Source organism: Amycolatopsis sp. NPDC051758, from assembly GCF_044453095.1.
GTDB lineage: Bacteria > Actinomycetota > Actinomycetes > Mycobacteriales > Pseudonocardiaceae > Amycolatopsis.
In genome coordinates, this window is record NZ_JBITCJ010000010.1 from 153,127 (window position 1) to 175,581 (window position 22,455).

The 22,455-nt window shown below is 72.7% G+C and carries 26 protein-coding genes; 16 read left to right on the forward strand and 10 right to left on the reverse strand.

Going from position 1 to position 22,455, the window contains the following annotated elements:
• The first annotated feature begins 20 nt into the window (after positions 1-20).
• Positions 21-191, forward strand: a complete 171-nt coding sequence (locus tag ACIA5G_RS38760; RefSeq protein WP_395932574.1) for a hypothetical protein — start codon at positions 21-23, stop codon at positions 189-191.
• A 3-nt stretch (positions 192-194) separates the two neighbouring features.
• Here ACIA5G_RS38760 and ACIA5G_RS38765 read toward each other — a convergent pair whose 3' ends face one another.
• The gene (locus ACIA5G_RS38765; RefSeq protein WP_395932576.1) at positions 195-1,238 is read right to left on the reverse strand and encodes a site-specific integrase; all 1,044 of its coding nucleotides are present in this window, start codon (positions 1,236-1,238) and stop codon (positions 195-197) included.
• 97 nt (positions 1,239-1,335) lie between these two features.
• Between ACIA5G_RS38765 and ACIA5G_RS38770 the strand changes: the two genes are divergently transcribed.
• The 6 genes from ACIA5G_RS38770 to ACIA5G_RS38795 all read left to right on the forward strand — a co-directional run bounded on the left by ACIA5G_RS38770 (position 1,336) and on the right by ACIA5G_RS38795 (position 5,365).
• Complete coding sequence (locus tag ACIA5G_RS38770; RefSeq protein WP_395932578.1) at positions 1,336-1,680, forward strand: YciI family protein; 345 nt, start codon at positions 1,336-1,338, stop codon at positions 1,678-1,680.
• Positions 1,677-2,873 carry an RNA polymerase sigma factor gene (locus tag ACIA5G_RS38775; protein WP_395932580.1) on the forward strand — a complete coding sequence of 399 codons (1,197 nt, stop codon included), beginning with the start codon at positions 1,677-1,679 and terminating at the stop codon, positions 2,871-2,873. The genes ACIA5G_RS38770 and ACIA5G_RS38775 overlap by 4 nt, the downstream gene beginning before the upstream one ends.
• Positions 2,874-3,053: 180 nt before the next feature.
• On the forward strand, positions 3,054-4,115 hold the full coding sequence (locus ACIA5G_RS38780; protein ID WP_395932582.1) for a hypothetical protein: 1,062 nt from the start codon (positions 3,054-3,056) through the stop codon (positions 4,113-4,115).
• Positions 4,116-4,155: 40 nt separating this feature from the next.
• Positions 4,156-4,503 (forward strand): ArsR/SmtB family transcription factor, encoded by a 348-nt coding sequence (locus ACIA5G_RS38785; RefSeq protein ID WP_395932584.1) that lies wholly within the window; start codon positions 4,156-4,158, stop codon positions 4,501-4,503.
• The gene (locus tag ACIA5G_RS38790) at positions 4,500-4,931 is read left to right on the forward strand and encodes an SRPBCC family protein (protein ID WP_395932586.1); all 432 of its coding nucleotides are present in this window, start codon (positions 4,500-4,502) and stop codon (positions 4,929-4,931) included. The genes ACIA5G_RS38785 and ACIA5G_RS38790 overlap by 4 nt, the downstream gene beginning before the upstream one ends.
• Positions 4,928-5,365: a YybH family protein gene (locus ACIA5G_RS38795; RefSeq protein ID WP_395932588.1), complete on the forward strand. Its 438-nt coding sequence runs from the start codon at positions 4,928-4,930 to the stop codon at positions 5,363-5,365. The genes ACIA5G_RS38790 and ACIA5G_RS38795 overlap by 4 nt, the downstream gene beginning before the upstream one ends.
• Here ACIA5G_RS38795 and ACIA5G_RS38800 read toward each other — a convergent pair.
• On the reverse strand, positions 5,337-6,269 hold the full coding sequence (locus ACIA5G_RS38800; RefSeq protein ID WP_395932590.1) for an AraC family transcriptional regulator: 933 nt from the start codon (positions 6,267-6,269) through the stop codon (positions 5,337-5,339). The genes ACIA5G_RS38795 and ACIA5G_RS38800 overlap by 29 nt on opposite strands.
• 82 nt (positions 6,270-6,351) lie before the next feature.
• Between ACIA5G_RS38800 and ACIA5G_RS38805 the strand changes: the two genes are divergently transcribed.
• On the forward strand, positions 6,352-7,173 hold the full coding sequence (locus ACIA5G_RS38805; RefSeq protein WP_395932592.1) for an NAD(P)H-binding protein: 822 nt from the start codon (positions 6,352-6,354) through the stop codon (positions 7,171-7,173).
• Positions 7,174-7,190: 17 nt separating this feature from the next.
• Entirely contained in the window at positions 7,191-7,658 is a 468-nt protein-coding gene (locus ACIA5G_RS38810) for a DUF1772 domain-containing protein (RefSeq protein WP_395932594.1), read from the forward strand.
• Here ACIA5G_RS38810 and ACIA5G_RS38815 read toward each other — a convergent pair whose 3' ends face one another.
• Genes ACIA5G_RS38815 through ACIA5G_RS38835 form a run of 5 tightly spaced genes read right to left on the reverse strand, consistent with a single transcriptional unit; the run spans position 7,659 to position 11,659 of the window.
• Positions 7,659-8,144 (reverse strand): AraC family transcriptional regulator, encoded by a 486-nt coding sequence (locus tag ACIA5G_RS38815; RefSeq protein WP_395932596.1) that lies wholly within the window; start codon positions 8,142-8,144, stop codon positions 7,659-7,661.
• Complete coding sequence (locus tag ACIA5G_RS38820) at positions 8,144-8,479, reverse strand: YciI family protein (protein ID WP_395932598.1); 336 nt, start codon at positions 8,477-8,479, stop codon at positions 8,144-8,146. The genes ACIA5G_RS38815 and ACIA5G_RS38820 overlap by 1 nt, the downstream gene beginning before the upstream one ends.
• 1 nt (position 8,480) lies before the next feature.
• Entirely contained in the window at positions 8,481-9,278 is a 798-nt protein-coding gene (locus ACIA5G_RS38825; RefSeq protein ID WP_395932600.1) for an alpha/beta fold hydrolase, read from the reverse strand.
• Positions 9,275-10,555 (reverse strand): RNA polymerase sigma factor, encoded by a 1,281-nt coding sequence (locus ACIA5G_RS38830; protein WP_395932602.1) that lies wholly within the window; start codon positions 10,553-10,555, stop codon positions 9,275-9,277. Before ACIA5G_RS38830 ends, ACIA5G_RS38825 begins: the two co-directional genes overlap by 4 nt.
• Positions 10,556-10,615: 60 nt before the next feature.
• On the reverse strand, positions 10,616-11,659 hold the full coding sequence (locus ACIA5G_RS38835; protein ID WP_395932604.1) for a TetR/AcrR family transcriptional regulator: 1,044 nt from the start codon (positions 11,657-11,659) through the stop codon (positions 10,616-10,618).
• A gap of 87 nt (positions 11,660-11,746) precedes the next feature.
• Here ACIA5G_RS38835 and ACIA5G_RS38840 point away from each other — a divergent pair, with 87 nt between their 5' ends.
• Positions 11,747-12,919 carry a cytochrome P450 gene (locus tag ACIA5G_RS38840; RefSeq protein ID WP_395932606.1) on the forward strand — a complete coding sequence of 391 codons (1,173 nt, stop codon included), beginning with the start codon at positions 11,747-11,749 and terminating at the stop codon, positions 12,917-12,919.
• Here the strand turns inward: ACIA5G_RS38840 and ACIA5G_RS38845 are convergent.
• Positions 12,902-13,678 carry a TetR/AcrR family transcriptional regulator gene (locus tag ACIA5G_RS38845; RefSeq protein ID WP_395932608.1) on the reverse strand — a complete coding sequence of 259 codons (777 nt, stop codon included), beginning with the start codon at positions 13,676-13,678 and terminating at the stop codon, positions 12,902-12,904. The two genes, ACIA5G_RS38840 and ACIA5G_RS38845, sit on opposite strands and share 18 nt — an antisense overlap.
• Before the next feature lie 78 nt (positions 13,679-13,756).
• Between ACIA5G_RS38845 and ACIA5G_RS38850 the strand changes: the two genes are divergently transcribed.
• From ACIA5G_RS38850 to ACIA5G_RS38870, 5 genes are all read left to right on the forward strand, one after another.
• Positions 13,757-14,683, forward strand: coding sequence for an ATP-binding cassette domain-containing protein (locus ACIA5G_RS38850; RefSeq protein ID WP_395932610.1), 927 nt, complete (start codon positions 13,757-13,759; stop codon positions 14,681-14,683).
• Positions 14,680-15,462: an ABC transporter permease gene (locus ACIA5G_RS38855; RefSeq protein WP_395932612.1), complete on the forward strand. Its 783-nt coding sequence runs from the start codon at positions 14,680-14,682 to the stop codon at positions 15,460-15,462. Before ACIA5G_RS38850 ends, ACIA5G_RS38855 begins: the two co-directional genes overlap by 4 nt.
• Before the next feature lie 62 nt (positions 15,463-15,524).
• Complete coding sequence (locus ACIA5G_RS38860) at positions 15,525-18,032, forward strand: DEAD/DEAH box helicase (protein WP_395933063.1); 2,508 nt, start codon at positions 15,525-15,527, stop codon at positions 18,030-18,032.
• Positions 18,029-19,141, forward strand: a complete 1,113-nt coding sequence (locus ACIA5G_RS38865) for an SWIM zinc finger family protein (protein WP_395932614.1) — start codon at positions 18,029-18,031, stop codon at positions 19,139-19,141. Before ACIA5G_RS38860 ends, ACIA5G_RS38865 begins: the two co-directional genes overlap by 4 nt.
• Before the next feature lie 308 nt (positions 19,142-19,449).
• Entirely contained in the window at positions 19,450-19,560 is a 111-nt protein-coding gene (locus ACIA5G_RS38870; protein WP_395932616.1) for a DUF664 domain-containing protein, read from the forward strand.
• On the opposite strand, the gene ACIA5G_RS38875 is transcribed toward ACIA5G_RS38870, so the two are convergent.
• The gene (locus ACIA5G_RS38875) at positions 19,557-20,576 is read right to left on the reverse strand and encodes an aldo/keto reductase (RefSeq protein ID WP_395932618.1); all 1,020 of its coding nucleotides are present in this window, start codon (positions 20,574-20,576) and stop codon (positions 19,557-19,559) included. The two genes, ACIA5G_RS38870 and ACIA5G_RS38875, sit on opposite strands and share 4 nt — an antisense overlap.
• Positions 20,577-20,668: 92 nt before the next feature.
• Between ACIA5G_RS38875 and ACIA5G_RS38880 the strand changes: the two genes are divergently transcribed.
• The gene (locus tag ACIA5G_RS38880; protein ID WP_395932620.1) at positions 20,669-21,241 is read left to right on the forward strand and encodes a TetR/AcrR family transcriptional regulator; all 573 of its coding nucleotides are present in this window, start codon (positions 20,669-20,671) and stop codon (positions 21,239-21,241) included.
• Here ACIA5G_RS38880 and ACIA5G_RS38885 read toward each other — a convergent pair.
• Positions 21,225-22,439, reverse strand: coding sequence for an FAD-dependent monooxygenase (locus ACIA5G_RS38885; protein ID WP_395932622.1), 1,215 nt, complete (start codon positions 22,437-22,439; stop codon positions 21,225-21,227). The two genes, ACIA5G_RS38880 and ACIA5G_RS38885, sit on opposite strands and share 17 nt — an antisense overlap.
• Positions 22,440-22,455 lie beyond the last annotated feature (16 nt).

Here is a 22,455-nt window from a genome sequence, read left to right on the forward strand (position 1 = left end):
ATTACAGCACGATCAGGGGCATGGAATCCACCCGTTGCCCCCGTTGTGGCTGGCCACTCGCCGAACTGCCCGCGACCGCGGCCCAGCCCGCCACCCACCGCCTCGACTACGTCCGCTGCGTCTGCGGCAGCTGGCTGGCCCGCCTCGACGGCGAAGTTGTCGGCGCCACCCGAGCCCGGCTCACCCGATGAAGCTCAGAGGTCGAGCACACCCGCGGCGTTGTCGTTCCACTGGTCGACCCGGCGGATGTACTCGTAGAGCGCGCGGCTGCCGCGCACCCAGCGGCCCTGGTCGGCGATGGCGAGATCGTCGGCGCCGGCCCGGCGTGCCTCGGTGGCGAACCCGGACCGCAGGGAGTGCCCGGTCACCGGATAGGGCAGGCCCGCCCGGACGCCGGCCCGGGTGAGGATCTGGTTGACGCCGGTCGTGCTCAGCGCGGGCTCGCCGACGTTGCCGTGCCGGTCGACCCGGCGGAACGCGGGCCCCTCGGTGAGTCCGGCGCCGGAACGCCACGCGTGCCACGCCCGCACCGGATCGGTGTCGGGGTTCTCGCGGCGCGGGACGACCATGTCACCGGTGCTCTTGCCGTGCCGCACGGTCACCGACAGCCCCCGGTCGGCCACCGGTTCGACGTCGGTGACCAGTAGGTTCGCCAGATCCGAGCAGCGCGCGGCGATGGGGAACCCGATCAGCAGCATCGCCCGGTCGCGGGTGCCGGCCAGCGTGTCGGGACAGGCGCGCGACATCGCCCGCAAGTCGGTGAGGGTGACCATGGTGGCCTTGCCGCGGCCGCGCTGGATCCCTTCCCGGGCGAGCCGCTGCCGATACCCCTTGAGTGCCCGCCAGGCGGCGCGGCTCGCTTCGGGGTCGACGACGACCTTGTGGTGCCGCAGTCCGGCGAGCGCCCCGGTCAGCCGCCGTTCGATCGTCGACGGCGCCGCCGGAGCGGCCCGCTCCGGCACCTCGGGCACCGCGCGTTCGTCCGGACGCAGCGTCCGCCCGCGCTCCAGCCACACCACGAACCCGGTCAGCGCGCCGATCGACGCCGACAACGGCGGGATCCCGGCTTCGGCGGTGTAGTCCTGCCACACCTGCCAGTCCTGGGCATAGGCCTTGAGCGTGTTCGGCGGCCGTTGCCCCTCGACGTGCCGGGCCGCTGCTTCGTCCAGCAGCGCGAGCCGGTCCTGCGGGCTCGCGGCGGTCAGGACCGTGTCGGTCACCGGTTCCAGGTCGGGCACGCGCCGAGGTTAGTGGATGATTCGTCCGGGACGCTGTCGATCCGGCCGGGCGCCGTTCGTGTCAGCGGTGAACGCACCGACCGGCGAAGGAGACGACGTGAAGCAGTACCTGCTCAGCATCTACCAGCCCGACGGCCCGGCCCCGGCGCCCGAGGTGCTCGACGGCGTGATGAAGAAGCTCGACGCCCTGAATTCCGACCTCAAGGCGGCCGGCGCCTGGGTGTTCGCCGGGGGCCTGCACCCGCCGTCCACCGCGACCGTGCTGCGGGCCGGCGACGGGGACACGCTGGTCACTGACGGCCCCTTCGCCGAGGGCCGGGAGCACCTCGGCGGGTTCACGATCATCACCGCCCCCGACCTCGACGCTGCCCTCGCCTGGGGCAGCCGCCTCGCCGACGCTGTCGCTCCGCTGCCGGTCGAGGTGCGGCCGTTCAGCGGATGAGCATCGACCGCATCTTCGCCGCCGAGTACGGCCGCGCGGTGTCGGTCCTGGTGCGAGTCTTCGGGAACATCGACGTCGCCGAGGAAGCCGTCCAGGACGCGTTTGCCGAAGCAGTCCGGCGTTGGCCGTCCGCGGGGATCCCGCCGAGCCCGGCGGGCTGGATCATCACCACCGCCCGCAACCGCGCCATCGACCGGCTGCGCCGCGAGGCCGCGCGGGCCGACAAACACGCCCAAGCCGCCCTGATGCACGCCGATGCCGAGCCCATCGAGGAGGGCGCCGTGCCCGACGAACGGCTCCGGCTGATCTTCACCTGCTGCCACCCGGCGCTGGCCCGTGCCAGCCAGGTCGCGCTGACGCTGCGGCTGCTCGGTGGCCTGACCACCGCGGAGATCGCGGCCGCGTTCCTGGTCGCCGACCCGACGATGGCCCAGCGGATCGTCCGCGCGAAGAACAAGATCCGTGACGCCGGCATCCCGTACCGGGTCCCGCGGGACGCCGATCTGCCCGCCCGGCTGTCGGCGGTGCTCGGCGTGCTGTACCTGGTCTTCAACGAGGGGTACACGGCCACCGCCGGCGCCGAACTGGTCCGGGAGGACCTCTGCCGCGAGGCGATCCGCCTCACCCGCGTCTTGGCCGATCTGATGCCCGACGAGCCGGAGGTCCGGGGCCTGCTCGCGCTGATGCTGCTCATCGACGCGCGGCGCGCCACCCGCACCACCGCCGACGGTGACCTCGTGCTGCTCGCGGACCAGGACCGCGCCGGCTGGGACGCGGAGCTGATCACCGAGGGCCAGGAGATCGTCCGCGGCTGCCTGCGCCGCAACCAGCCGGGCCCGTACCAGATCCAGGCGGCGATCCAGGCCGTCCACACCGACGCGCCCACCGACTGGTCGCAGGTCAAGGCGCTCTACAACCAGCTCCTGGCCGTCTCGCCGACGCCGGTGGTGGCGCTGAACCGGGCGGTCGCTGTCGCCGAGGTCGACGGTCCGGCTGAAGCGCTGGCCGTGGTCGAGGATCTCGATCTCGCCCGGTTCCCGCTGTACCACGCGATCCGCGCGGACCTCCTGGAGCGCGTCGGCAGGAACGGGGAAGCGGTCGCGGCTTACACGACGGCCATCAAACTGACTCAGAACGCCGCTGAGCGAACTCTGCTGGAGCGGAAGCGGGCCACCGCGTCAACCCAGGGTTGACAATCAGGGGGGTCCTAGTTTTTCGAGGGCTCAAATCTGCCCGTTTCCCACCAGGGACTCTTCACCGTGTTCTGAGTTCGGATATGTGACCTTATCCAAACTCAAGCACGTTAAGCGTTCTCTTCTCATTTTGAACAGCTGCTTCTAGTTTTGATCAGAAGCTTTGGTAGGCTTCTGATCATGACGGAAGATGCTGGTCAGGCTCGGATTTGTGAGTACCGGCGCTGTGGGGCGCCGTTGCCACCCGCGGTGGGGCGGGGGAGCCGGGCGCGGTTCTGCCAGGACGGGAAGACCTGGGGCCGCCGCAACTTGAGCTGCCGTGACGCCGAAGCGGTGCTGTCGGACGCCGAGTCGCTGCGGGAGAGCGACACCGCGCTCGACGACACCGCCGTCACAGCCCTTGCCGACCAGGTCGACCGCGTCCTCGAACCGGCGCAAGGCCTCGTCGAGACGCTCACGACGCTGCGCCATCAGCTCGAAGCGACCACCGCCACCGCACTCACCGAACGGGACGCGGCGCTGGCCGAGACGGACGACCACCGCCGCCAGCGTGGGCTCGCCGAAGCCGAAGCAACACAAGCCCGCGAAACCGCCGAGGAGGCCGTCACGAACGCGGCCGCCGCGGAGAAGGAGAAGACCGCGGCCGTCCGGGAGCGGGACGCCGCTCGTGGCGCCCAGCGGGAGGCGCTCCACGAGCGGCAGCGTGTCGAAGGTCAGCTGGCTGCCGTCCGTGACGAGCTGACGCGAGTCTCCGAAAAGGCCGAGGCGACCGCAACTCTGGCCGGCGAGCGCGCGTCGGCGATCGCCACCTTGACCGCCGAACTTGCGGCCGTCCGCGCCGCACTCGAGGAAGAACGGGGACGCAGTCAGGCCGCCGCATCTCGCGCGGAGACGGCTGAAGCCCGCGCCGAGGCCGCCACCGGTCGACTGGACGCGGCACACGAGGAACTGACCAAGGCGACAGCGGCTCATCAGGCCGCACAGCAAGCCGCCCTGGAACGAGCGCGAGTCGACGCCGACGCCCTGCGCGCCGGGTTCGACCAGCGGCTGGCCGAAGCGCAGGCGGCCCACGAGCAGACCGTCCGGTCGATGCACGAGACGACCACGAACCTCGGCGCCGAACTCCGCGCATGCACCACCCGCGCCGATGCCACCGAGCGCGCGTTGACCAGAACCCTCACCGTGCTGCGCGAGATCCCGGAACTCGAACTCCCGGACGACGTCCAGGCAATGCTTAAGTAGTTACTTGACTATCGTGCCGGCACGGACGTAACTTAAGTACATGCTTAACCATGAGGAGTCGCTGGACCTGGTGTTCCGCGCCTTGGGTGACCGCACCCGGCGGGCGCTGGTGGAGCGGCTGGTACGCGGTCCGGCGTCGGTCAGTGAGCTGGCCGAGCCGCTGACCATGTCGCTCGCCGCGGTGGTGCAGCACCTCCAGGTGCTCGAGACCGCCGGGATCGTGCGGTCGGAGAAGACCGGCCGCGTCCGCACCTGCCGGATCGAACCGGAGCTGCTGCGCACCGGCGAGCACTGGCTGGGTCGCCAGCGCACCACGTGGGAGAGCAGGCTCGACCGGCTGGGCGACTTCCTGGCCGGGCCCGGAACCTCCGAAGGGAGCACGTCATGACCGTCACGCACAGCACCTTCACCCTGGAACGCACCTACCCCGTCCCGCCGGCGCGAGTGTTCGCCGCCTGGGCTGACCAGTCCGCCAAAACCCGGTGGTTCGTCCCCGACGGGAGCCACGAGCTGGACTTCCGCGTCGGCGGCCGCGAGACCGTCGACGCCACGGGCCCGGACGGCACGGCGTTGTCGGTCGTCTCGACCTACCACGACATCGTGCCGGAGCAGCGGATCGTCTACTCCTCGACGCTCAGCGGCGGAAAGGTGCTCGCCACGGTCTCGGTCACCACGGTGGAGCTGGTCGGCGAAGGTGACGGCACCCGGCTGGTCCTGACCGAGCAGGACACCTTCCTGGACGGCGCCGAGGAGCCGGCGTGGCGTGAGCAGGGCACGGGTGACTGGCTCGACCGGCTCGGCGAGGCCCTGAAGTGACCGCCGAGCTCACGGCGCTCGTCGAGGCCCGGGTTGCGGCCGTGGCCGCGAAGGACGTCGAGACGCTGGTTGCGCAGTACGCCGGGGACGTGACGCTGTTCGACGCACTCGGTCCGCTGGCCGATCGAGGCGCCGACGTCGAGCGAACGCGGCTCGAAACGTGGTTCAGCGCCTACCGGTCCCCGATCGACCTGCGGATCAGCGACCTCGAGGTGGTCGCCGACGGTGACGCCGGCTTCGCGCACTACCTCTTCCACGTGCACGGCACCATGACCGACGGCACCGAGGTCTCGATGTGGGTGCGCTCCACCGTCGGGTTCCGGCGGGACGAGAACGGCTGGAAGATCGTCCACGAGCACAGTTCGGTGCCCTTCGACGGCGCCACCGGTCAGGCGCTGACGGCCCTCACGCCGAGCGGTACTGCTGCGGGCTGACCCCGAACTCGCGCTTGAACGCCGCGCTGAGGGCAAAGGCGCTGCCGTAGCCGACCTGGTGGGCGACCGCGCCGATCGTCGAATCCCGTTGCTGGCGCAGCAGGTCTGCGGCGAGCGCGAGCCGCCACCCGGCGAGGTAGGCCATCGGCGTCTCGCCGACGGTGGTCGCGAACCGCCGGGCCAGCGCGGCCCGGGAGACGCCGGTGTTGGCGGCGAGCTTGGCGACCGTCCACGGTTCGGCGGGCTGGTGCTGCAGCAGCCGCAGCGCCTGGCCGACCACCGGGTCGTCGTGGGCGCGGTACCAGGCCGGCGCGCTGGTGTCGGGCCGGTCGAACCAGGTCCGCAGCGCGGCGATCAGCAGCAGGTCGAGCAGCCGGTCGAGGACGGCTTCCTGCCCCGGCACGTCCTTGCCGATCTCGCCGGCGAGCAGCGCGACGAGCGGGGTCGGCCAGTCGGCCGCGCGCAGCACGATCAACACCGGCAGCGCGGCGAGGAGCCGTTTGCTGAGCTCGCCTTCCATGCCGTAGGTGCCGGTGAGCAGCACAACCGGGCCGTCGGTGCCGTGGCCCCAGGTCCGGACGCCGAGGTCGGCGTAGTCGGTGAGGTGTCCGCCGTCGGGGGTGCGGCACTCTTGGCCGGGCAGGATGATCGCCTGCGGTGGTGTCTCCGGGTGGTCGGCGACGAGGTACGGGTCCGGGCCGCGGGCGATCGCGACGTCACCTTCGCTCATCAGGACGGCTTCACCGGCGTCGGGCACGATCCACGCTTCGCCCCGCACGACGGAGACGACCGTCAGCGGCGCCCGGTCCTCGATGCGCAGCGACCACGGCGGGGTCAGCACCGAGCGGAGCAGGAACGCGCTGTGGGCGCGGGGGCCGTCCAGGAGTGCGGCTAGCGGGTCCATGCGTCTGAGTGTAGACGCTGGAACATGTCATCGAGGCTTTGAACTATGGAGAGTCTCACCGCCAGGCGGTTGACTCACTGCCATGACAACAAACTTCCTGGTGGTGGGCGGCACCGGCAAGACCGGGCGCCGCGTGGCGGACCGGCTGCGGGAGCGCGGCCTGCCGGTGCGGAGCACGTCGCGGCGCGGGGCGCCGCCGTTCGACTGGACCGACCGCGAGACCTGGGCGCCGGCGCTGAAAGGCGTCGACGCGGTTTACCTGACCTACTACCCCGACCTGGTGGTGCCCGAGGCGGCCGCCGACGTCCAGGCCTTCTCCGAACTGGCCGTGGCCCACGGCGTGCGGCACCTGGTGCTGCTGTCCGGCCGCGGCGAGGCGGAAGCCGAGGCGTGCGAGCGGATCGTGGCCGACGCCGGCACCGGCTGGACGGTCCTGCGGTGCAGCTGGTTCGCGCAGAACTTCAGTGAGCACTTCCTCCTCGACGCCGTCCGCGGCGGGGAGATCGTGCTGCCCGCGGGCACGGTGACGGAGCCGTTCGTCGACGTCCGCGACATCGCCGACGTCGCGGTGAAGGTGCTGACCGAACCCGGGCACACGGGTGAGCTGTACGAGCTGACCGGGCCGCGGCTGCTGAGCTTCGCCGACGCCGCGGCCGACATTTCGGCCGCATCCGGGCGGGATGTCCGCTATGTTCCGGTTTCCGCCGAGGAGTATGCGGCCGCGGCCGTCGGCTACGGGGTGCCGGCGGAAGAGGTGGGGGCGCTCACGGAGTTGTTCGCCCGCGTGCTCGACGGCCGCAACGAGTCGGTGACGCACGACGTGGCGCGGGTGCTGGGCCGGCCGGCGACGGATTTTGCCGAGTTCGCGCGGGACGCGGCCGCCACCGGGGTCTGGGCGCGGTGAAGGGGAAGGAGAGCTCGATGACGACTTTTTCGGGTGTGGTGCTGGTGGCCGCGCTAATCGCGGCCGGGTTGATCGCGGGGTTGTTCTACGCCTACGCCTGCTCGGTGATGCCGGGTCTCGCGCGGGGCGACGACAAGACGTTCGTGGAGGCGATGCGCGGCATCAACGTCGCGATCGTGAACCCGGTCTTCATGCTGACGTTCCTGGGCGCGCCGCTGCTGGCGGGGGTGGCGGTGTTCCTCCACCTCGGGTCGCGGTCGCTGCCGTGGGTGATCGCCGGGTTCGTGTGCCTGCTGGTGATGATCGTGATCACCGGGGTGGTGAACATCCCGCTCAACAACGCGCTGGAGAGCGGCGGTGACGACTACGCGGCGGTGCGGGCGGCGTTCGAGACGGTGTGGGTGCGCTGGAACGTGCTGCGCGCGCTGGTGAGCACGGCGGGGTTCGGCTGCCTGGTCGCCGCCGTGCTCACCGGGCGCGGCTGATCAGTCCGCGAGGCGGAACAGCAGGTCGGTGACCCACTGCGAAGGGTCGGGCTGTTCGAGGGGGTTGGTGCGCAGGACTTCCATGCGGCCACCCCACTCTTCGCCGTCGGGGCCTTCGGTGACGTCCCAGGTGACGCCTTCGCGGGCACCCCAGGTCAGCACGGCCTCGGTCGCGGAGGCGAGGCCGCCGGGCGCGCCGACGTAGGTCTCGAGCACGTACTTCCCGGCGGGGATCTCACCGAGGAAGGCGGGTTCGTCCGGGGTGAACCCGCCCTCGATCGGGACGCCGGCTTCGACGGTGAACCGCAGGCCGGGGTGCAGCACGCGGTAGCGGAAGAACGGCGCCCCGGCGGGCACGATCCCGTGTCCGGCCAAGCTTCCGATCAGCGGTGGCAGGCGGTCGGCGATGCGCGGGAACTCCTCGATCCCGACGGTGGCGCGCTCGGCGACGTAACGCTGGGCGGGGCGGTCCACTGTGGACGGCATCAGGCGGGCTCCTCCGGGGTGAGCATCGGGCGGACCTCGATGCTGCCGTAGGTCGCGGCCGGGTGCTTGGCGGCGATCTCGAGGGCTTCGTCGAGGTCTTCGCAGTCGAGGACGACGTAACCGCCGACCTGTTCCTTGGCCTCGGTGAACGGCCCGTCGGTGAGCAGGACCTCGCCGTCGCGGACCCGGATCGTCGTGGCTTCCGACGGCGGGCGCAGGCCTCCACCGCCGAGGATCTTGCCGCGGCGGGCCAGGTCTTCACCCCAGCCGTCGCACCCGTCGTACTGGTGTTCCTCGGCGGTTTCGTCGCCGGCGATCATCAGCAGGTACTGCATGTCAGCGTCCTTCCAGAACTTCGCGCAGGCGCGCGGCGAAGGCGGCGGGTTCGGCCTGGAACCCGCCGTGGTCTCCCGGGAACGGTTCGGCGGGGACGCCGAGGTCGGCGGCCAGGCCGAGGCCGGCTTCGTGGGCGGGCAGCCCGGCGGCCTTCTCGCCGACCCCGACGACCAGCCGCGTCGGCACCGCGCGGAGGGCGTCGAGGTCCGGGTCGTAACTGCCGATGGCCGCCATGAGGTGGCCGAAGAAGTAGGCGAAGTTGCCTTCCATCACCTTCATCTGGGCCAGCTCTTCGGGTGTCGGGTCGGCGGGCGGGGCGATGTCGAAGCCGGCCATCTCCATGAAGGCGGCGATCGCGGCGCCGAGGCCGTGCTCGCGGTAGATCGCCGGGATGTCCGGGCCGTCGAGCACCTTCGGGCCGAGGTACCGCGTGACCGGCGGTTCGTGCAGGACGACCGTGCGGACCCGGCCGGGGTGGCGCACGACGTGCTCGAGCAGCGTGATGGCGCCGCCGCTGCTGGCGAAGACGTCGGCGGGGCCGGCGCCGACCGCGTCGAGCAGGCGCCGGACGTCGTCGGCGTGCTCGCGGATGGTGTCGGCCCCGGGTTCGCCGTCCAGCGAGCTGCGAGAGATGCCGCGAGGGTCGTAGGTGACGACGGTGTGGTCCTCGGCCAGCAGCGGCCGGATCGGGGCGAACATCGTGGCGTCGGCGGGGCCGCCGGGAACCAGCAGCAGGACCGGTCCGCTGCCGGTGACGTCGTAGGTGAGGGTGGCGCCGGGCACGGCGAGGGTGGTCATGGTGTCTCCTCCGGAGGTCGGGATTTGCCTTCCCGACGAACGGGGCCGGCCGGAACAGACAGCGCTTCGGAAATTCTCCGGGTGAGGTAGGCGCGCTCGGCTTCGGTGGGGGCCAGGTTCCGGGCCCGGGTGTACCAGTCGGCGGCTTCGGTGTGGCGGCCGAGGCGGCGCAGGAGGTCGGCGCGGGTGGCCGGCAGCAGGTGGTAACCGTCGAGGGTCAGCTCGTCGAGCAGCGTGAGGCCGGCCAGTGGCCCGTCGGCCATGGCGACCGCGACGGCCCGGTTGAGCTCGACGACCTCGCTGGGGACGAACCTGCGCAGTTCGCGGTAGAGCCCGGCGATCTGGGCCCAGTCGGTTTCGGCAGGCGTCGCGGCGGTGGCGTGGCAGGCGGCGATGGCGGCCTGGATCTGGTAGGGCCCGGGTTGGCGGCGACGCAACGCCGTCTCCAGCAGCTGGGTGCCTTCGGTGATTTCCGCGGTGTCCCAACGGGTTCGGTCCTGTTCTTCCAGCGGGACGAGCTCGCCGCCGGCGCCGACGCGGGTGGCGCGGCGGGCGTGCTGGAGCAGCATCAGCGCGAGCAGGCCGAGCGCCTCGGGTTCGTCGGGCATCAGGTGGGCCAGGACGCGGGCGAGCCGGACGGCTTCGGCGGCGAGGTCGGGACGCAACAGGTCGGGCCCGGCGCTGGCGGAATAGCCCTCGTTGAACGTCAGGTACAGCACGCCGAGGACGGCGGCGGTCCGTTCGGGCAGCAGGTGCGCGGGCGGGACGCGGTAGGGGATGCCGGCGTTGCGGATCTTGCGCTTCACCCGCACCAGCCGTTGCGACATGGTCGCTTCGGGCACGAGGAAGGCGCGGGCGATCTCGGCGGTGGACAGCCCGGCCAGCGTGCGCAGGGCGAGCGCGACCTGGGCTTCGGTGGCCAGCGCCGGGTGGCAGCAGGTGAAGATCAGCCGCAGCCGATCGTCGGTGACACCGCTGTCGTTGTCGGTGTCGGGGTCGTCGGGGACGTGCATGCGGCCGGCCTCCCGGAGCTTGGCGGCGCCGAGGGCGTCGCGGCGGAGCCGGTCGGTGGCGCGGTTGCGGGCGGCGGTGGTGAGCCACGCGCCGGGCCGCCGTGGCACGCCGTCGCGGGGCCAGGTGCGCAGGGCCAGGGCGAAGGCCTCCTGAGCGCACTCCTCGGCGAGGTCCCAGTCGCCGGTGATCCGGATGAGCGTGGCCACGACCTGGCCCCACTCCTCGCGGAACGCCTCGGCGACCGCGGTCTCGACGTCTGCCACCCGTACCTCCCCACGTTACCGGTCACCCCGTCGACGAACGGCGGGCGCCGGGATCGACCCCTACCCGGTCGCCGCCGCGTGGCAGGCGCCGAAGCCTTCGGCGCGCACGACGATCCGGCCGCCGTCGACCCGGACGGCGGTCTCGGTGGCGTCGCTGACCGCGGTGACCCCGGCGGCCGCGGCGAGCTCGCCGGTGGCGTCGCAGATAATCCGCAGCCGGGGCCGGGTGGGCGGGGAGATCGCCTGGTCGAGGCAGCCGCGCAGGTCGGCGACGGCGAGCCGGGTCAGCGGGGCGAGCTCGCCGGGGTCGCTGGTGACGAGCACAACCGTGACGTCGGCGCCGGTGCGGACGGCTTCTTCGAAGGCGGACGCGCGGTGCAGGCCGAGGATCGTCGCGACGCCGTCGCCGAGGCGCACGGTCTCGCCGGTCAGCAGGTCGGTCGCCGGCGGCGGGCTCCACGGTTCGTCGGCGGGCCGGGCCTGGCTGGTGATCGGCGGGGCGGCCGGCCAGTCGTCGCTCAGGCCCAGGTCGAGCAGGGCGGCGCACGCGGTGACGACGTGGAAGGGCTCGCCGAACCCCGGCGCGGCGGCGGCGAGCTGACTGGCGCCGTGCAGGGTGGTCAGCGCGGCTTCGGCGACGCGGACCAGGCGCCGTCCCGGGCGGCGGCGTTCCAGGGCGAGCCCGAGCAGGATCGCGTTGACCCGCATGAGCTGCGCGAACGGCCGCCGGGTGTGGTCGTCGGCGAGGATCTCGGGCAGCAGGTCGCGGGCGAGGCGGGCGTCGTCGCTGTCGCTGTCGGTGGCCAGGGGGAGTCGGGCGACCCAGGCGCGGGCGAACGCGGCCAGCACGTCGGACGCGCTGGGGTCCGGGGGCGGGGTCGCGGGCCGGGGTGCGTGTTCGGCGAGGTCGGCCAGGACGGCGAAGTAGAGGGCCCGTTTGCCGGGGAAGTTGGAGTAGACCGCGCCGCGGGTCAGCTCGGCGCGTTCGGCGATGACGTCGACCTTGGCTTCGCGGAAGCCGCGGCGGGCGAACTCGTCCCGGGCGGCGGCGAGCACCTTCGCGCGGTTGCGTTCCTGGGTCTCCGCCCTGCTGAGCCTGACCATCGTCCTCCCTTGCCGCGGTGTCGCGGATCAAGATACCGTGACCACTGAGATGATAAGAACATCTGATGTGAACATCTGGAGTTGCCGATGATCCCCGAGATCGACCTGACCGACCTCAAGGTCCTCACCGACCCGTTCACCGCCTACGACCAGGCCCGGGAAGCGGGCGCGCTGGCCAAGCTGGTGATCCCCGGCTTCGGCCCGTTCTGGGCGCTGACCCGCTACAGCGAGGCCCGCGCGATGCTGGGCGACCCGCGGTTCGAGGTCACCGCCGGCAGCTTCATGCGGCCGCCGGGCATCCCCGACCACTGCCTGGAGTACATGCGGACGATGGCCGAGCAGGACGGGCCCGAGCACCTGCGCCTGCGCCGGCTGGTGGCCCCGGCCTTCACCCCGAAGCGCGCCGCGCAGCTGCGGCCACGGCTGACGGCGATCACCGAACGGCTGCTCGACGAACTGCCGTCCCACGCGGAAGACGGCGTTGTCGACCTCGTGCCGCACTTCGCGCGACCACTGCCGATGGACGTCATCTGTGAACTGGTGGGCATTCCGGACGCGGACCGGCCGCGCTGGCGCGAGTACGGCGCCGCCGTCGCAGGTGGGATGGGGCAGGACTTCGCCGCGGCGATCCCGGCGATCATCACCGGCGCGAAAGAGGTCGTCGCCCGCAACCGCGCCGAACCCCGTGACGACCTGATCGGGGACCTCGTCCGGGCGCAGGACGACGACCGGCTCACCGACACCGAGCTGGTCACCCTGGTCTGGCACCTGGTGCTGGCCGGGCAGACACCGGTGAACCTGATCGCCAACGCGGTCGAAGCCCTGTTGCGGCACCCGGACCAGCTCGCGGCGCTGCGGGCCGAGCCGGGGCGGTGGCCGGGCGCGGTCGAGGAGCTGATGCGTTTCTGCAGCCCGCAGCTGCTGACCACACCACGGTTCGCGCGGGAGGACGTCGAGATCGACGGACAGCTGATCCGCCGGGGTGAGCGGGTGACCGCGGCGATGGTGGCCGCTGACCGCGACCCGCGGGTGTTCACCGACGCCGACCGGCTCGACGTGAGGCGTGAAGGGCCGGCGCAGCTGGGGTTCTCGCACGGCCCGCACTTCTGCCTGGGTGCGTCGATCGCGCGGGTGCAGACCGAGGTGGCGTTGTCGGCGCTGTTCACCCGCTTCCCGGACCTCGCGCTGGCCGTCGACGACGTGCCGCGCGCGCCCGACGGTGGGACGTGGCGCCCGGCCGCGCTACCGCTGACGCTCTGACACGAGAGCTTCGATGCCGTCGAGGACGCGCGCGAGGCCGAAGCGGAAGGTGTAGGCCGGATTCTCGGCGGCGTTGTGCGCCTCGCCCGCGGCCTGCCCGACCCGGGACGCGAGGGGGTAGTTCGCCGCGTCGGCGGCCGGGATGCCGGCCAGCACCGGCGCGGCGCGCTCCCACCACTGCGCGTCGGTCAGGCCACTCGTGCGGACCAGGCGGGCGGCGTCGAGCGAGCTGCGCGCGGTGACCCGGACCAGGCCGGTGACCACGGTGACCGCGGCGTCCATCTCGACGTCTTCCAGCCCGATGCCGTCGACCGCGCGCAGTTCGTGCTCGTACTTGGCGAAGCTGTGCGGTCCCAGTGCCGACCGGCTGGTGGCGGCCTGCAGCAGCCAGGGATGGCGGTGGAACAGCGCCCACAGCTCTTCGGCGATCGCGGTCAGCGCGGCGCGCCAGCCGAGGCCGGGTGCGGGGACGGGCAGTTCCCCGTGGGCGTGGTCGATCATCAGGTCCAGCAGCTCGGCGTGGCCGGGCACGTAGGTGTAGAGCGACATGGGGGAGACCCCGAGGTGCTCGGCGACCCCGCGGATGGTGACGGCGTCCAGGCTGTCGGCGTCGGCCAGCGTGATCGCCGCGCGGACGACGTCGGCCGTGGTCAGCTTGGGCTTCGGGCCGCGTCGCGGGGGTGCGGAAACGCCCCAGAGCAGCTCGATCCCCCGTCGTGGGTCGCTGCAGCTGCCATCCTCGGTGCTCACGCCGCTCATTCTGCCCACCAGATTCTCGTACGCTGTACAGAGTTGTGCTAACCTTTCTTCGTACACAGTACAGAGTTAAGGGGGAAGATGACTCTGCAGATCCAGGCCGAGGGACTCCGCAAGCGCTACGGCGCCGCGTACGCCCTCGATGGATTCGACCTCTCGGTCCCGGCGGGCTCGCTGCACGGCCTGCTGGGACCCAACGGCGCGGGCAAGACCACGGCCGTCCGTGTCTTGAGCACCCTGCTGCGGCACGACGACGGCGTCGCGCGCGTGGCCGGGTTCGACGTCGCCACCGAACCGGCGAAGGTCCGTTCGGCGATCGGGCTGGTCGGCCAGCAGGCCGCGGTCGACGAACTGCTGTCCGGGCGCCAGAACCTGGTGCTGTTCGGGCGGCTGCACCACCTGGGCCGGCGCGAGGCCACCCGCCGCGCAGACGACCTCCTGCAGCGTTTCGGACTGGCGGACACCGGGTCGAAGCCGGTGTCCGCCTACTCCGGTGGGATGCGGCGTCGCCTCGACCTGGCCGCGTCGCTGCTCGCGGCCCCGCAGGTGCTGTTCCTCGACGAGCCGACGACCGGGCTGGACCCGCGCAGCCGCATCGAGGTGTGGAAGGCGGTGCGGTCCCTGGTCGCCGACGGCACGACGGTGCTGCTCACCACCCAGTACCTGGAAGAGGCCGACCGCCTCGCCGACCGGATCTCCCTGGTGGAACACGGGCGCGTGATCGCCGAAGGCACCCCGGCCGAGCTGAAGGGCTCGCTCGGGGCGACCCGGATCGAGCTGGTGGTGACCGATCCGGACGTCACCGGCGCGGCCGCGGCGCTGCTGGCCCGGGTCACCGGCGCCGAGCCGGTGACCGAGGAGCTGCGGGTGAGCGCGCCGGCGGAGCCGGCGATGCTGACCGAGGTGGTGCGTGCGCTGGCGGCGACCGATTTGGCGTTCGCCGACGTGGCTCTTCGGCACCCGACGCTCGACGAAGTGTTCCTGGAGCTGACGGGGGTGGCGCGATGACCTGGGCGATCACGGACAGCTGGACGCTGACCCAGCGCTACCTCGCGCACCTGGCGCGGCGCCCGGCCCGGCTGGCCACCGTGGTGGCCTTCCCGATCCTGATGGTGCTGATCTTCGCCTACCTGCTCGGCGGCGGGATGAGCGTGCCGGGCGGCGGCTCCTACCGCGAGTTCCTGATGCCGGGGATGTTCGCCATGACGATGGCGTTCGGGCTGTCGGGAACGATGATCGCGGTGCTGGACGACGCCGCGAAGGGCGTCACCGACCGGTTCCGGTCGCTGCCGATGGCGCCGTCGGCGGTGCTCACCGGGCGCGTGGCCGCGGACCTGGTCAACGCGGTGCTCGCGCTGGCGGTGCTGCTCGGCTGCGGGTTCGCCGTCGGGTGGCGGCCGCACGGCGGCCTCGGTGAGACCGTGGCCGCGTTCCTGCTGCTGCTCCTGCTGCGGACGGCGCTGGTGTGGGCCGGGATCTACCTGGGCCTGCTGACGTCGGACCCGTCGATGGTGACGCTGGCGCAGACGCTGGAGTTCCCGTTCGGGTTCCTCTCCAGCGCGTTCGTGGCGACGTCGACGATGCCGGCCTGGCTGGGAACCGTGGCGGAGTGGAACCCGTTGTCCTCCACGGTGACGGCGGCGCGGGTGCTGTTCGGCAACCCGGGGGCGGCGGGGACGTCCTGGGTGAGTGCGCACCCGGTGCTGATGGCGGTGGTGTGGCCGCTGGTGCTGCTCGGGGTGTTCGTGCCGTTGTCCGTGCGCCGATACGGGAGGCTGGGGAACTGAACGCCGACTTCTTGCCGGGGGAACCGCCACGAGCGGGACACCTGGTGCTCGAGGACCGGACACTGTCCATCACGGACGGTCTGCAGGAACTGCTCACCACGACGGATGCGGATCCGTCCGTGCTGTTCTGGGCGACCGCGGCGAAGGCCGCGCTGCAGCTGGTCGCGGCGGGACGGCTGCTGCCGGGGGTCACCGAGGCCGGGCACGACGCCTGGCGCGTCGGGCCGCTCGAACCGGCGGAAGCCGCGTGGCTGCGGGATCTCGCGGCCGCGATGCCCGCCGACGACCGGGCGCCGGGGCCGCTGCTGCGAGCCTTCCTCGACGCCGTCGCGGACACGCTGCCCCGGACGCCCGCCGCGGCGAAGGCGGCCGGGACGCGGTTGTTCGCCGCGGTCGCCCCGCAACGCGCCGAGGCCGTCCGCGACTGGGCCGACGAACTGGCCGCCGGGCTCGACTCGGGCATCCGGGTGTCCCTGCGGATCGAGGCGCCCGACGGGTTCGACGCCGGCCGCTACCACGCCGTCGTGCAGGTGCACAGCCTCGCCGATCCGGGCCAGGTCGCCGACGCGGCGCAGCTGTGGGCGACCGGCCGGTTCGGGCCGCGGGCGCGCATCGACGTCGTGCTGGCGTTGCGGCGGGGTGCGCAGGTGTGGCCGGCGCTGGGCCCGTTGCTGACCTCGGCCGTGCCGGACGAGCTGGTGCTGGGCGGGGACGAGGTGACCGAGCTGGTCGCGGCCGCGGCCCCGCGGCTGGCGGCAGCCGGGATCGACGTGCACTGGCCGGCCGAGCTGGCGGGAGCCCTGACCGCCCGGGCCGTGGTGCGGGCCGGGGACGCACCCGGTGACCTGCCGTCGTTCTTCGGCGGCGGGCGGGCGCTGGCGTTCGACTGGCAGCTCGCCCTGGGTGGTGAGGTGCTGACCGAGGCGGAGCTGGACGCGCTCGCCGAGGCCCGCCGCCCGGTGGTGCGGCTGCGGGACCGCTGGGTGCTGGTCGACCCGGCGCTGGCGGCGAAGGCCCGGGAGCGGACGTTGAAGCCGCTCACCCCGGTCGACGCGCTGGGCGCCGTGCTGTCCGGGACCACCGAGGTCGACGGCGAGCCGGTCGAAGTGGTCACCGACGGCTGGCTGGCGCGGCTGCGGGAACGGCTGTCCGAACCCCCGGAGCCGCAGGCGCCGCCCGCCGGGCTGGCGGCGTCGCTGCGGGACTACCAGCTGCGCGGGCTGCAGTGGCTGGCCACGGTCACCGGGCTCGGCCTCGGCGGCTGTCTCGCCGACGACATGGGCCTGGGCAAGACGGTCACGCTGATCGCGCTGCACCTGCACCGGACGCCGCTGGAAGCCGGACCGACCTTGGTCGTCTGCCCGGCTTCGCTGCTGGGCAACTGGGAACGCGAGATCCGCCGGTTCGCCCCCGGGGTGCCGGTGCGGCGGTTCCACGGCGCCGCCCGGTCCCTCGACGGCGCGGACGGCTTCGTCCTGACCACCTACGGCACGCTGCGCACCGATCCCGCGCCCCTGGCCTCGACGCAGTGGGGATTGCTGGTCGCGGACGAGGCCCAGCACGTCAAGAACCACCGGTCGGGCACGGCGAAGGCGTTGCGGCTGGTGCCCGCGGCCGCGCGGGTGGCGCTGACCGGCACGCCGGTGGAGAACACGCTCTCGGAGCTGTGGGCGATCCTCGACTGGACGGCGCCGGGCCTGCTCGGGTCGCTGACGGAGTTCCGGGCGCGCTGGGCGAGGCCGATCGAGGCGGGCGACCCCGGGGCCGCGGGACGGCTGGCGCGGTTGCTGCGGCCGTTCCTGTTGCGGCGCCGCAAGTCCGACCCCGGGATCGCGCCGGAGCTGCCGGCGAAGACCGAGACCGACCGGCCGGTGGCGCTCAGCCCGGAACAGGCGGCGCTGTACGAGGCGGTCGTGCGGGAGATGATGGCCGACATCGCCGCGAGCGACGGCATCGCGCGCCGCGGCCGGATCGTGAAGCTGCTGACGGCGTTGAAGCAGATCTGCAACCACCCGGCGCAGTACCTCAAGGAGCCCGGCGGCCGGTCGGGGAAGCTGGAGCTGCTGGACGAGCTGCTCGAGACGATCCTCGCCGAGGGTGGCGCGGTGCTGGTGTTCACCCAGTACGTCGCCATGGCGCGGCTGCTGGAGAAGCACCTCGCCGACCGCGGGATCGGCACCCAGCTGCTGCACGGCGGCACGCCGGTGGCCCGCCGCGAGGAGCTGGTCGCCCGGTTCCAGGACGGTGCGGTCCCGGTGTTCCTGTTGTCGCTCAAGGCGGCCGGCACCGGGCTGAACCTGACGCGCGCCGACCACGTCGTGCACTTCGACCGCTGGTGGAACCCGGCCGTCGAAGACCAGGCGACCGACCGCGCCTACCGGATCGGGCAGACCCGGCCGGTCCAGGTGCACCGGCTCGTCACCGAAGGCACGGTCGAGGACCGGATCGCGGTGATGCTGCGGGAGAAGCGGGCACTGGCCGACGCGGTGCTGGCCGGCGGCGAGGCCGCGCTGACCGAACTGTCGGACACCGAGCTCGCGGAGCTCGTCGAGCTGAGGAGCCGCGGATGAACGACGAGCGAGTGCGCGGCTTCCCCGCGTTCGGGGCCACCGGGGCGCGGGGGAAGTTCGCGACGTCGTGGTGGGGCCGGGCGTGGGTGAGCGCGATGGAGGACACCGCGCTGGACCTGCGCCAGCTCAAGGCGGGCCGCCGGTACGCCGCGGCCGGGCTGGTCGGGCCGATCACGGTGAGCCCGGGCCGGATCGCGGCGGTGGTCGATGACGTCGACGGCGGCCCGTACCGGACGGAGCTGCGGCTGGCCGAGCTGTCGGAGGGGGACTGGACACGGTTCCTCGACCGGGTCGCGTCGCGGGCCGGGCACCTGGCGGCGCTGCTGGACCGGGACATGCCGCACGACCTGGTGGAGGCGGCCGACGACGCCGGCGTCCACCTGCTGCCCGTGATCGGCGACCTCGACCCGGAGTGCGACTGCCCGGGCTGGGAGCTGCCCTGCAAACACGCGGCGGCGCTGTCGTTCCAGGCGTCGTGGCTGCTGGACACGGACCCGTTCGTGCTGTTGCTGATGCGGGGTTTGGGTGAGCGCGAGATCCGGGAGGAGCTGGAGAGCCGGACCGCGCCGCGGGAGGACTTCGCCGCCGTGGCGGCGGACCGGACGCCGGGGGAGCTGCCCGACCTGGCCGCGTTCCAGCCGTCGGGGGCGCCGTCGATCCCGGCCGCGCCCGGTGTGCCGGCCGAGGCTTTTGCGCTGTTGACGGCGAACGCGTCGGGTCAGGCGCGGGCGCTGCTGGCGGGAGAGCCGTGGCCAGGACGGCGTCACGACGCGGTCCGGCTGGCGGCGGAGTTCCCCGCGGCGGCCGAGCGGCTGGGCGAGGGAGCGAACTTCCGGCGGGCGGTCGCGGCGTGGACGTTCGGCGGGAGCGCCGGTCTGGACGTCCTCGAAGCACCGTGGTCGCCACCGAAAGCGGCCCTCGCGGCCGCCCGGGCCGCGCTCGCCGACGTCACCGAGGACGAGCCGGTGTTCAACCGCAACCACTGCACGGCCGGCGAGACGCAGCTGCGGCTGGACCGCCAGGGCCGCTGGCACCCGTACCGGCTCGAGGACGGCGAGTGGTGGCCCGCGGGTCCGCCGGAGACCGACCCGGGGCTGTTGCCGGGCTGAAAATCGCCGGGATTCCCGGTATCCAGCGCGGTACTCGTTGTCTCCTGTGCGATGACGGCGGGGTTCCGCCGAGCCCACTGGGGGTGCGGGCGCGCGGGTCTCCCGCGCGCCCGCCCGGCTCTGCTGGTGCGCGCACGTCGGCGCCCCGCTGTCCCGGGGTTTCTCGGTGGCCGGCACTGCCATCCGCCGGCCGATGACACCGATGGCGACCAATGTGCTGGGGCTGGTCGAACACGTCGCCGGGTCGAGTTCGGTTCCCTCGGCGACTGCGTAGGCGCCCGCCGCCGGTCCCGTCGCTGCTCGTACGGGTGGTCGCCGAGACCACTCAGCACGCCGGCCACGCCGACATCCTCCGTGAGTTCATCGACGGCCGCCCGGGCCGCGACCAGGATGCGGCCGACCACCACCACCGCGGCTAGGCGGCGGCGCGCTCCCCGGCGGGACGCCGCCGCAGCACCGGCTGCTCCACCGCCGGAGGCTGGAACGCCTGGTCGAGCGTGCCGACGTCGGTGCCGGGCGGCACGATCTCGTCGATGCGGTCGAGGACCTCGTCGGTGAGGGTGACGTCGAGGCCGGCGAGCAGGTCGTCGAGGTGCTGCATCGTGCGGGCGCCGAGGAGGGCGCTGGTGACGCCGGGGTGGGTGATGGTGAACGCCATGGCGAGGTGCGTCATCGGCAGCCCGGCCTCTTCGGCGAGCGGGATCAGCTGTTCGACGACGTCGAGGCGGCGTTCGTCGGTGAGGTGGCGGACCAGGCCGGCGCGGCGCAGGTCGTTCGGCTCGCCGCGGCGCACGCGGCCGGTGAGCAGGCCCTGGCCGAGCGGTCCCCAGACGAGCGTGCCCATGTCGAACCGCTGGATGGTGGGCAGGATCTCGCGTTCGATGCCGCGGTTGAGCAGCGAGTAGGCGAGCTGCTCGGTGTGGAACGCGGTGAGGCCGCGCCGCGAAGCGACCCATTGGGCTTCGACGATGTCGGACGCGGGAGTCTGGGACGCGCCGATCGCGCGGACCTTGCCGCTGCGGAGCAGGTCGTCCAGGGCGGCGAGGGTCTCGTCGATGGTGGTGCCGGGGTCGGGCCGGTGCAGCTGGTAGAGGTCGATGTGGTCGGTGCGCAGGCGGCGCAGCGAGTTCTCCACGGCGGTGACGATCCAGCGTCGTGAGGCGCCCTGGTGGTTGGGGTCCTGCCCGGTGGGGCGGCCGAACTTGGTGGCGAGCACAACGTCGTCGCGGCGGCCTTCGAGGGCTTTGCCGACGATCTCCTCGGAGTCGCCGTAGGCGTCGGCGGTGTCGACGAAGTTGATGCCGGCGTCGAGTGCCTTGTGGATGATGCGGGCCGAGTCTTCGGGCGCGTTGCCCATGGTCGTGGCGAACATCAGGGTGCCGAGCGCGTAGGGGCTGACCTTGATGCCGGTCCGGCCCAGGGTGCGATACTGCATGGGGGCTCCTCGGGGTATCCTCGCCATAAGCGGAAAGGCTTTCCACAAACTATACGGAAAGCCTTTCCGCTTAGCCACCCCCGAGGAGCACCATGACCGAGAGCACCCCGCCGCGCCGCCGGCGTGCCGACGCTCAGCGCAACGTCGACGCGCTGCTCGAAGCGGCGAAGAGCGTGTTCGCCACCTCAGGCGTGGACGCGCCGGCGAAGGAGATCACCGACCTGGCCGGCGTCGGCGTCGGCACGCTGTACCGGCACTTCCCGCAGCGCGCGGACCTGGTCGCGGCGGTGCTGCAGCGGGAGATCGACGTCGTGGCGCAGGCGGGGCCGGCGCTGAGCGCCGACCACGAGCCGGGCGAAGCGCTGCGGAGGTGGTTGCGCCGCTACACCGCGTTCGTCGGCACCAAGCGGGGCTTCGCCACGGCCCTGCACTCGGGTGACCCGGCGTTCGACGCCCTGCCCGGCTACTTCATGCAGCAGATGGAACCGGTCCTGAGTGCCCTGCTCGAGGCGGCGGCCGAGGCGGGGGAGATCCGCGACGACGTCGGCGCGAAGGATCTCCTGCACGCTGTGGCCCTGCTCTGCCAGCCGGTGCGGGGTGAGGACCTCGAGTTCAACCAGCGGATGGTCGGCGTCCTCACCGACGGGCTCAGCCCACGGGCGTGACGGCGTAGTCCTTGACCGTCATCGTGTCGTGCATCCGGACACCGCCGGTGTTCAGCTTTGCGAGCGCCGTGGTCAGCCGGGCCGGCAGCGCCGTGACGAGCTGGCCGCCGCGGGCCAGCGCCCAGACCCCGGCACGCGAGGCGGGGATCAGGCTCCGCGCGGCGCCGGCCGCGAACGCCCGGCTCTTGCGCACCAGCTCGCCCATTTCCCGTTCGTAGGCGGCGAAGGCGCGCTCGTGGTCGCCGCCGGCCGCGGCCAGCTCGCCCGCCAGGACGTACGCGCCGAGGACCGCGAGGCTGGTGCTGCCACCGACCGCGGGGCCCGGGCAATACCCGGCGTCGCCGACGAGCGTGATGCGCCCGCGTGACCAGGTTTCCAGCTGCAGCTGGGTGATCGAGTCGAAGTAGAACGGGCCCGCGCCGTCCAGGCCGGCCAGCCAGCCCTCGACCTGCGGGTGCATTCCGGCGAACGCCTCGCGCAGCAGTTCCTTCTGCCGCGCGACGTCCCGGTGGTGGTAGTCGAGCTGCTCGTCGCGGCGGAACAGGAACACCGCGCGGGCCTCGTCCAGGTGCCGGGCGCTGTAGATCCCCGCGGTGCGGCCGGGGCCCAGGTGCAGGTCGGTCTCGCCGTCGCCGAGGCCGTGGGTGCCGGGCAGGGACAGCACGGCGAGGTAGGCCCCGATGAACTTGGTGAGCCCGGCTTCCTCTCCGAACACCAGGCGGCGGACGTTCGAGTGCAGTCCGTCGGCGCCGACGACGACGTCGAACCTGCGCTGTGCGGCGTGTTCGAAGGTGACTTCGCCGTCGGGGGAGATGGCGGTGATCGAGTCGCCGAAGAGGTACTCGACGTCGTCGCGGCCGGCGTCGTAGTAGATCTCGCTGAGGTCGTCGCGCATGATCTCGACGTGCCGGTCGGAGGTGGCGCGGTAGATCTTGGACAGGTCGATCCGCACCGGCCGCCGGGCGCCTTCGCGGTGCAGCGTCATCCGGGTCGTGCCGGTCTTGCGGGCTTCGACGCGGGGCAGCACGCCCATCCGTTCGGTGATGTCCATGGCTGGGCGGAACAGGTCGACCGCGTGGCCGCCGGTCTTGCGCAGCGCGGGCGCGCGCTCGACGACGGTGACGTCGAAGCCGTGCCGGGTGAGCCAATAGGCCAGCACCGGACCCGCGATGCTGGCGCCGGAGACGAGAATCCGCATGAGTACCTCCCTGACT

Bases quoted from the DNA above. Each gene is read 5' to 3' on its own strand.
- ACIA5G_RS38850 (WP_395932610.1), top strand. From the start codon at position 13,757: ATGACTCTGCAGATCCAGGCCGAGGGACTCCGCAAGCGCTACGGCGCC.
- ACIA5G_RS38820 (WP_395932598.1), bottom strand. From the start codon at position 8,479: ATGCAGTACCTGCTGATGATCGCCGGCGACGAAACCGCCGAGGAACAC.
- ACIA5G_RS38885 (WP_395932622.1), bottom strand. From the start codon at position 22,439: ATGCGGATTCTCGTCTCCGGCGCCAGCATCGCGGGTCCGGTGCTGGCC.
- ACIA5G_RS38775 (WP_395932580.1), top strand. From the start codon at position 1,677: ATGAGCATCGACCGCATCTTCGCCGCCGAGTACGGCCGCGCGGTGTCG.
- ACIA5G_RS38815 (WP_395932596.1), bottom strand. From the start codon at position 8,144: ATGCCGTCCACAGTGGACCGCCCCGCCCAGCGTTACGTCGCCGAGCGC.
- ACIA5G_RS38780 (WP_395932582.1), top strand. From the start codon at position 3,054: ATGACGGAAGATGCTGGTCAGGCTCGGATTTGTGAGTACCGGCGCTGT.
- ACIA5G_RS38825 (WP_395932600.1), bottom strand. From the start codon at position 9,278: ATGACCACCCTCGCCGTGCCCGGCGCCACCCTCACCTACGACGTCACC.
- ACIA5G_RS38790 (WP_395932586.1), top strand. From the start codon at position 4,500: ATGACCGTCACGCACAGCACCTTCACCCTGGAACGCACCTACCCCGTC.
- ACIA5G_RS38785 (WP_395932584.1), top strand. From the start codon at position 4,156: ATGCTTAACCATGAGGAGTCGCTGGACCTGGTGTTCCGCGCCTTGGGT.
- ACIA5G_RS38865 (WP_395932614.1), top strand. From the start codon at position 18,029: ATGAACGACGAGCGAGTGCGCGGCTTCCCCGCGTTCGGGGCCACCGGG.
- ACIA5G_RS38855 (WP_395932612.1), top strand. From the start codon at position 14,680: ATGACCTGGGCGATCACGGACAGCTGGACGCTGACCCAGCGCTACCTC.
- ACIA5G_RS38800 (WP_395932590.1), bottom strand. From the start codon at position 6,269: ATGGACCCGCTAGCCGCACTCCTGGACGGCCCCCGCGCCCACAGCGCG.
- ACIA5G_RS38810 (WP_395932594.1), top strand. From the start codon at position 7,191: ATGACGACTTTTTCGGGTGTGGTGCTGGTGGCCGCGCTAATCGCGGCC.
- ACIA5G_RS38875 (WP_395932618.1), bottom strand. From the start codon at position 20,576: ATGCAGTATCGCACCCTGGGCCGGACCGGCATCAAGGTCAGCCCCTAC.
- ACIA5G_RS38835 (WP_395932604.1), bottom strand. From the start codon at position 11,659: ATGGTCAGGCTCAGCAGGGCGGAGACCCAGGAACGCAACCGCGCGAAG.
- ACIA5G_RS38880 (WP_395932620.1), top strand. From the start codon at position 20,669: ATGACCGAGAGCACCCCGCCGCGCCGCCGGCGTGCCGACGCTCAGCGC.
- ACIA5G_RS38760 (WP_395932574.1), top strand. From the start codon at position 21: ATGGAATCCACCCGTTGCCCCCGTTGTGGCTGGCCACTCGCCGAACTG.
- ACIA5G_RS38805 (WP_395932592.1), top strand. From the start codon at position 6,352: ATGACAACAAACTTCCTGGTGGTGGGCGGCACCGGCAAGACCGGGCGC.
- ACIA5G_RS38840 (WP_395932606.1), top strand. From the start codon at position 11,747: ATGATCCCCGAGATCGACCTGACCGACCTCAAGGTCCTCACCGACCCG.
- ACIA5G_RS38845 (WP_395932608.1), bottom strand. From the start codon at position 13,678: ATGAGCGGCGTGAGCACCGAGGATGGCAGCTGCAGCGACCCACGACGG.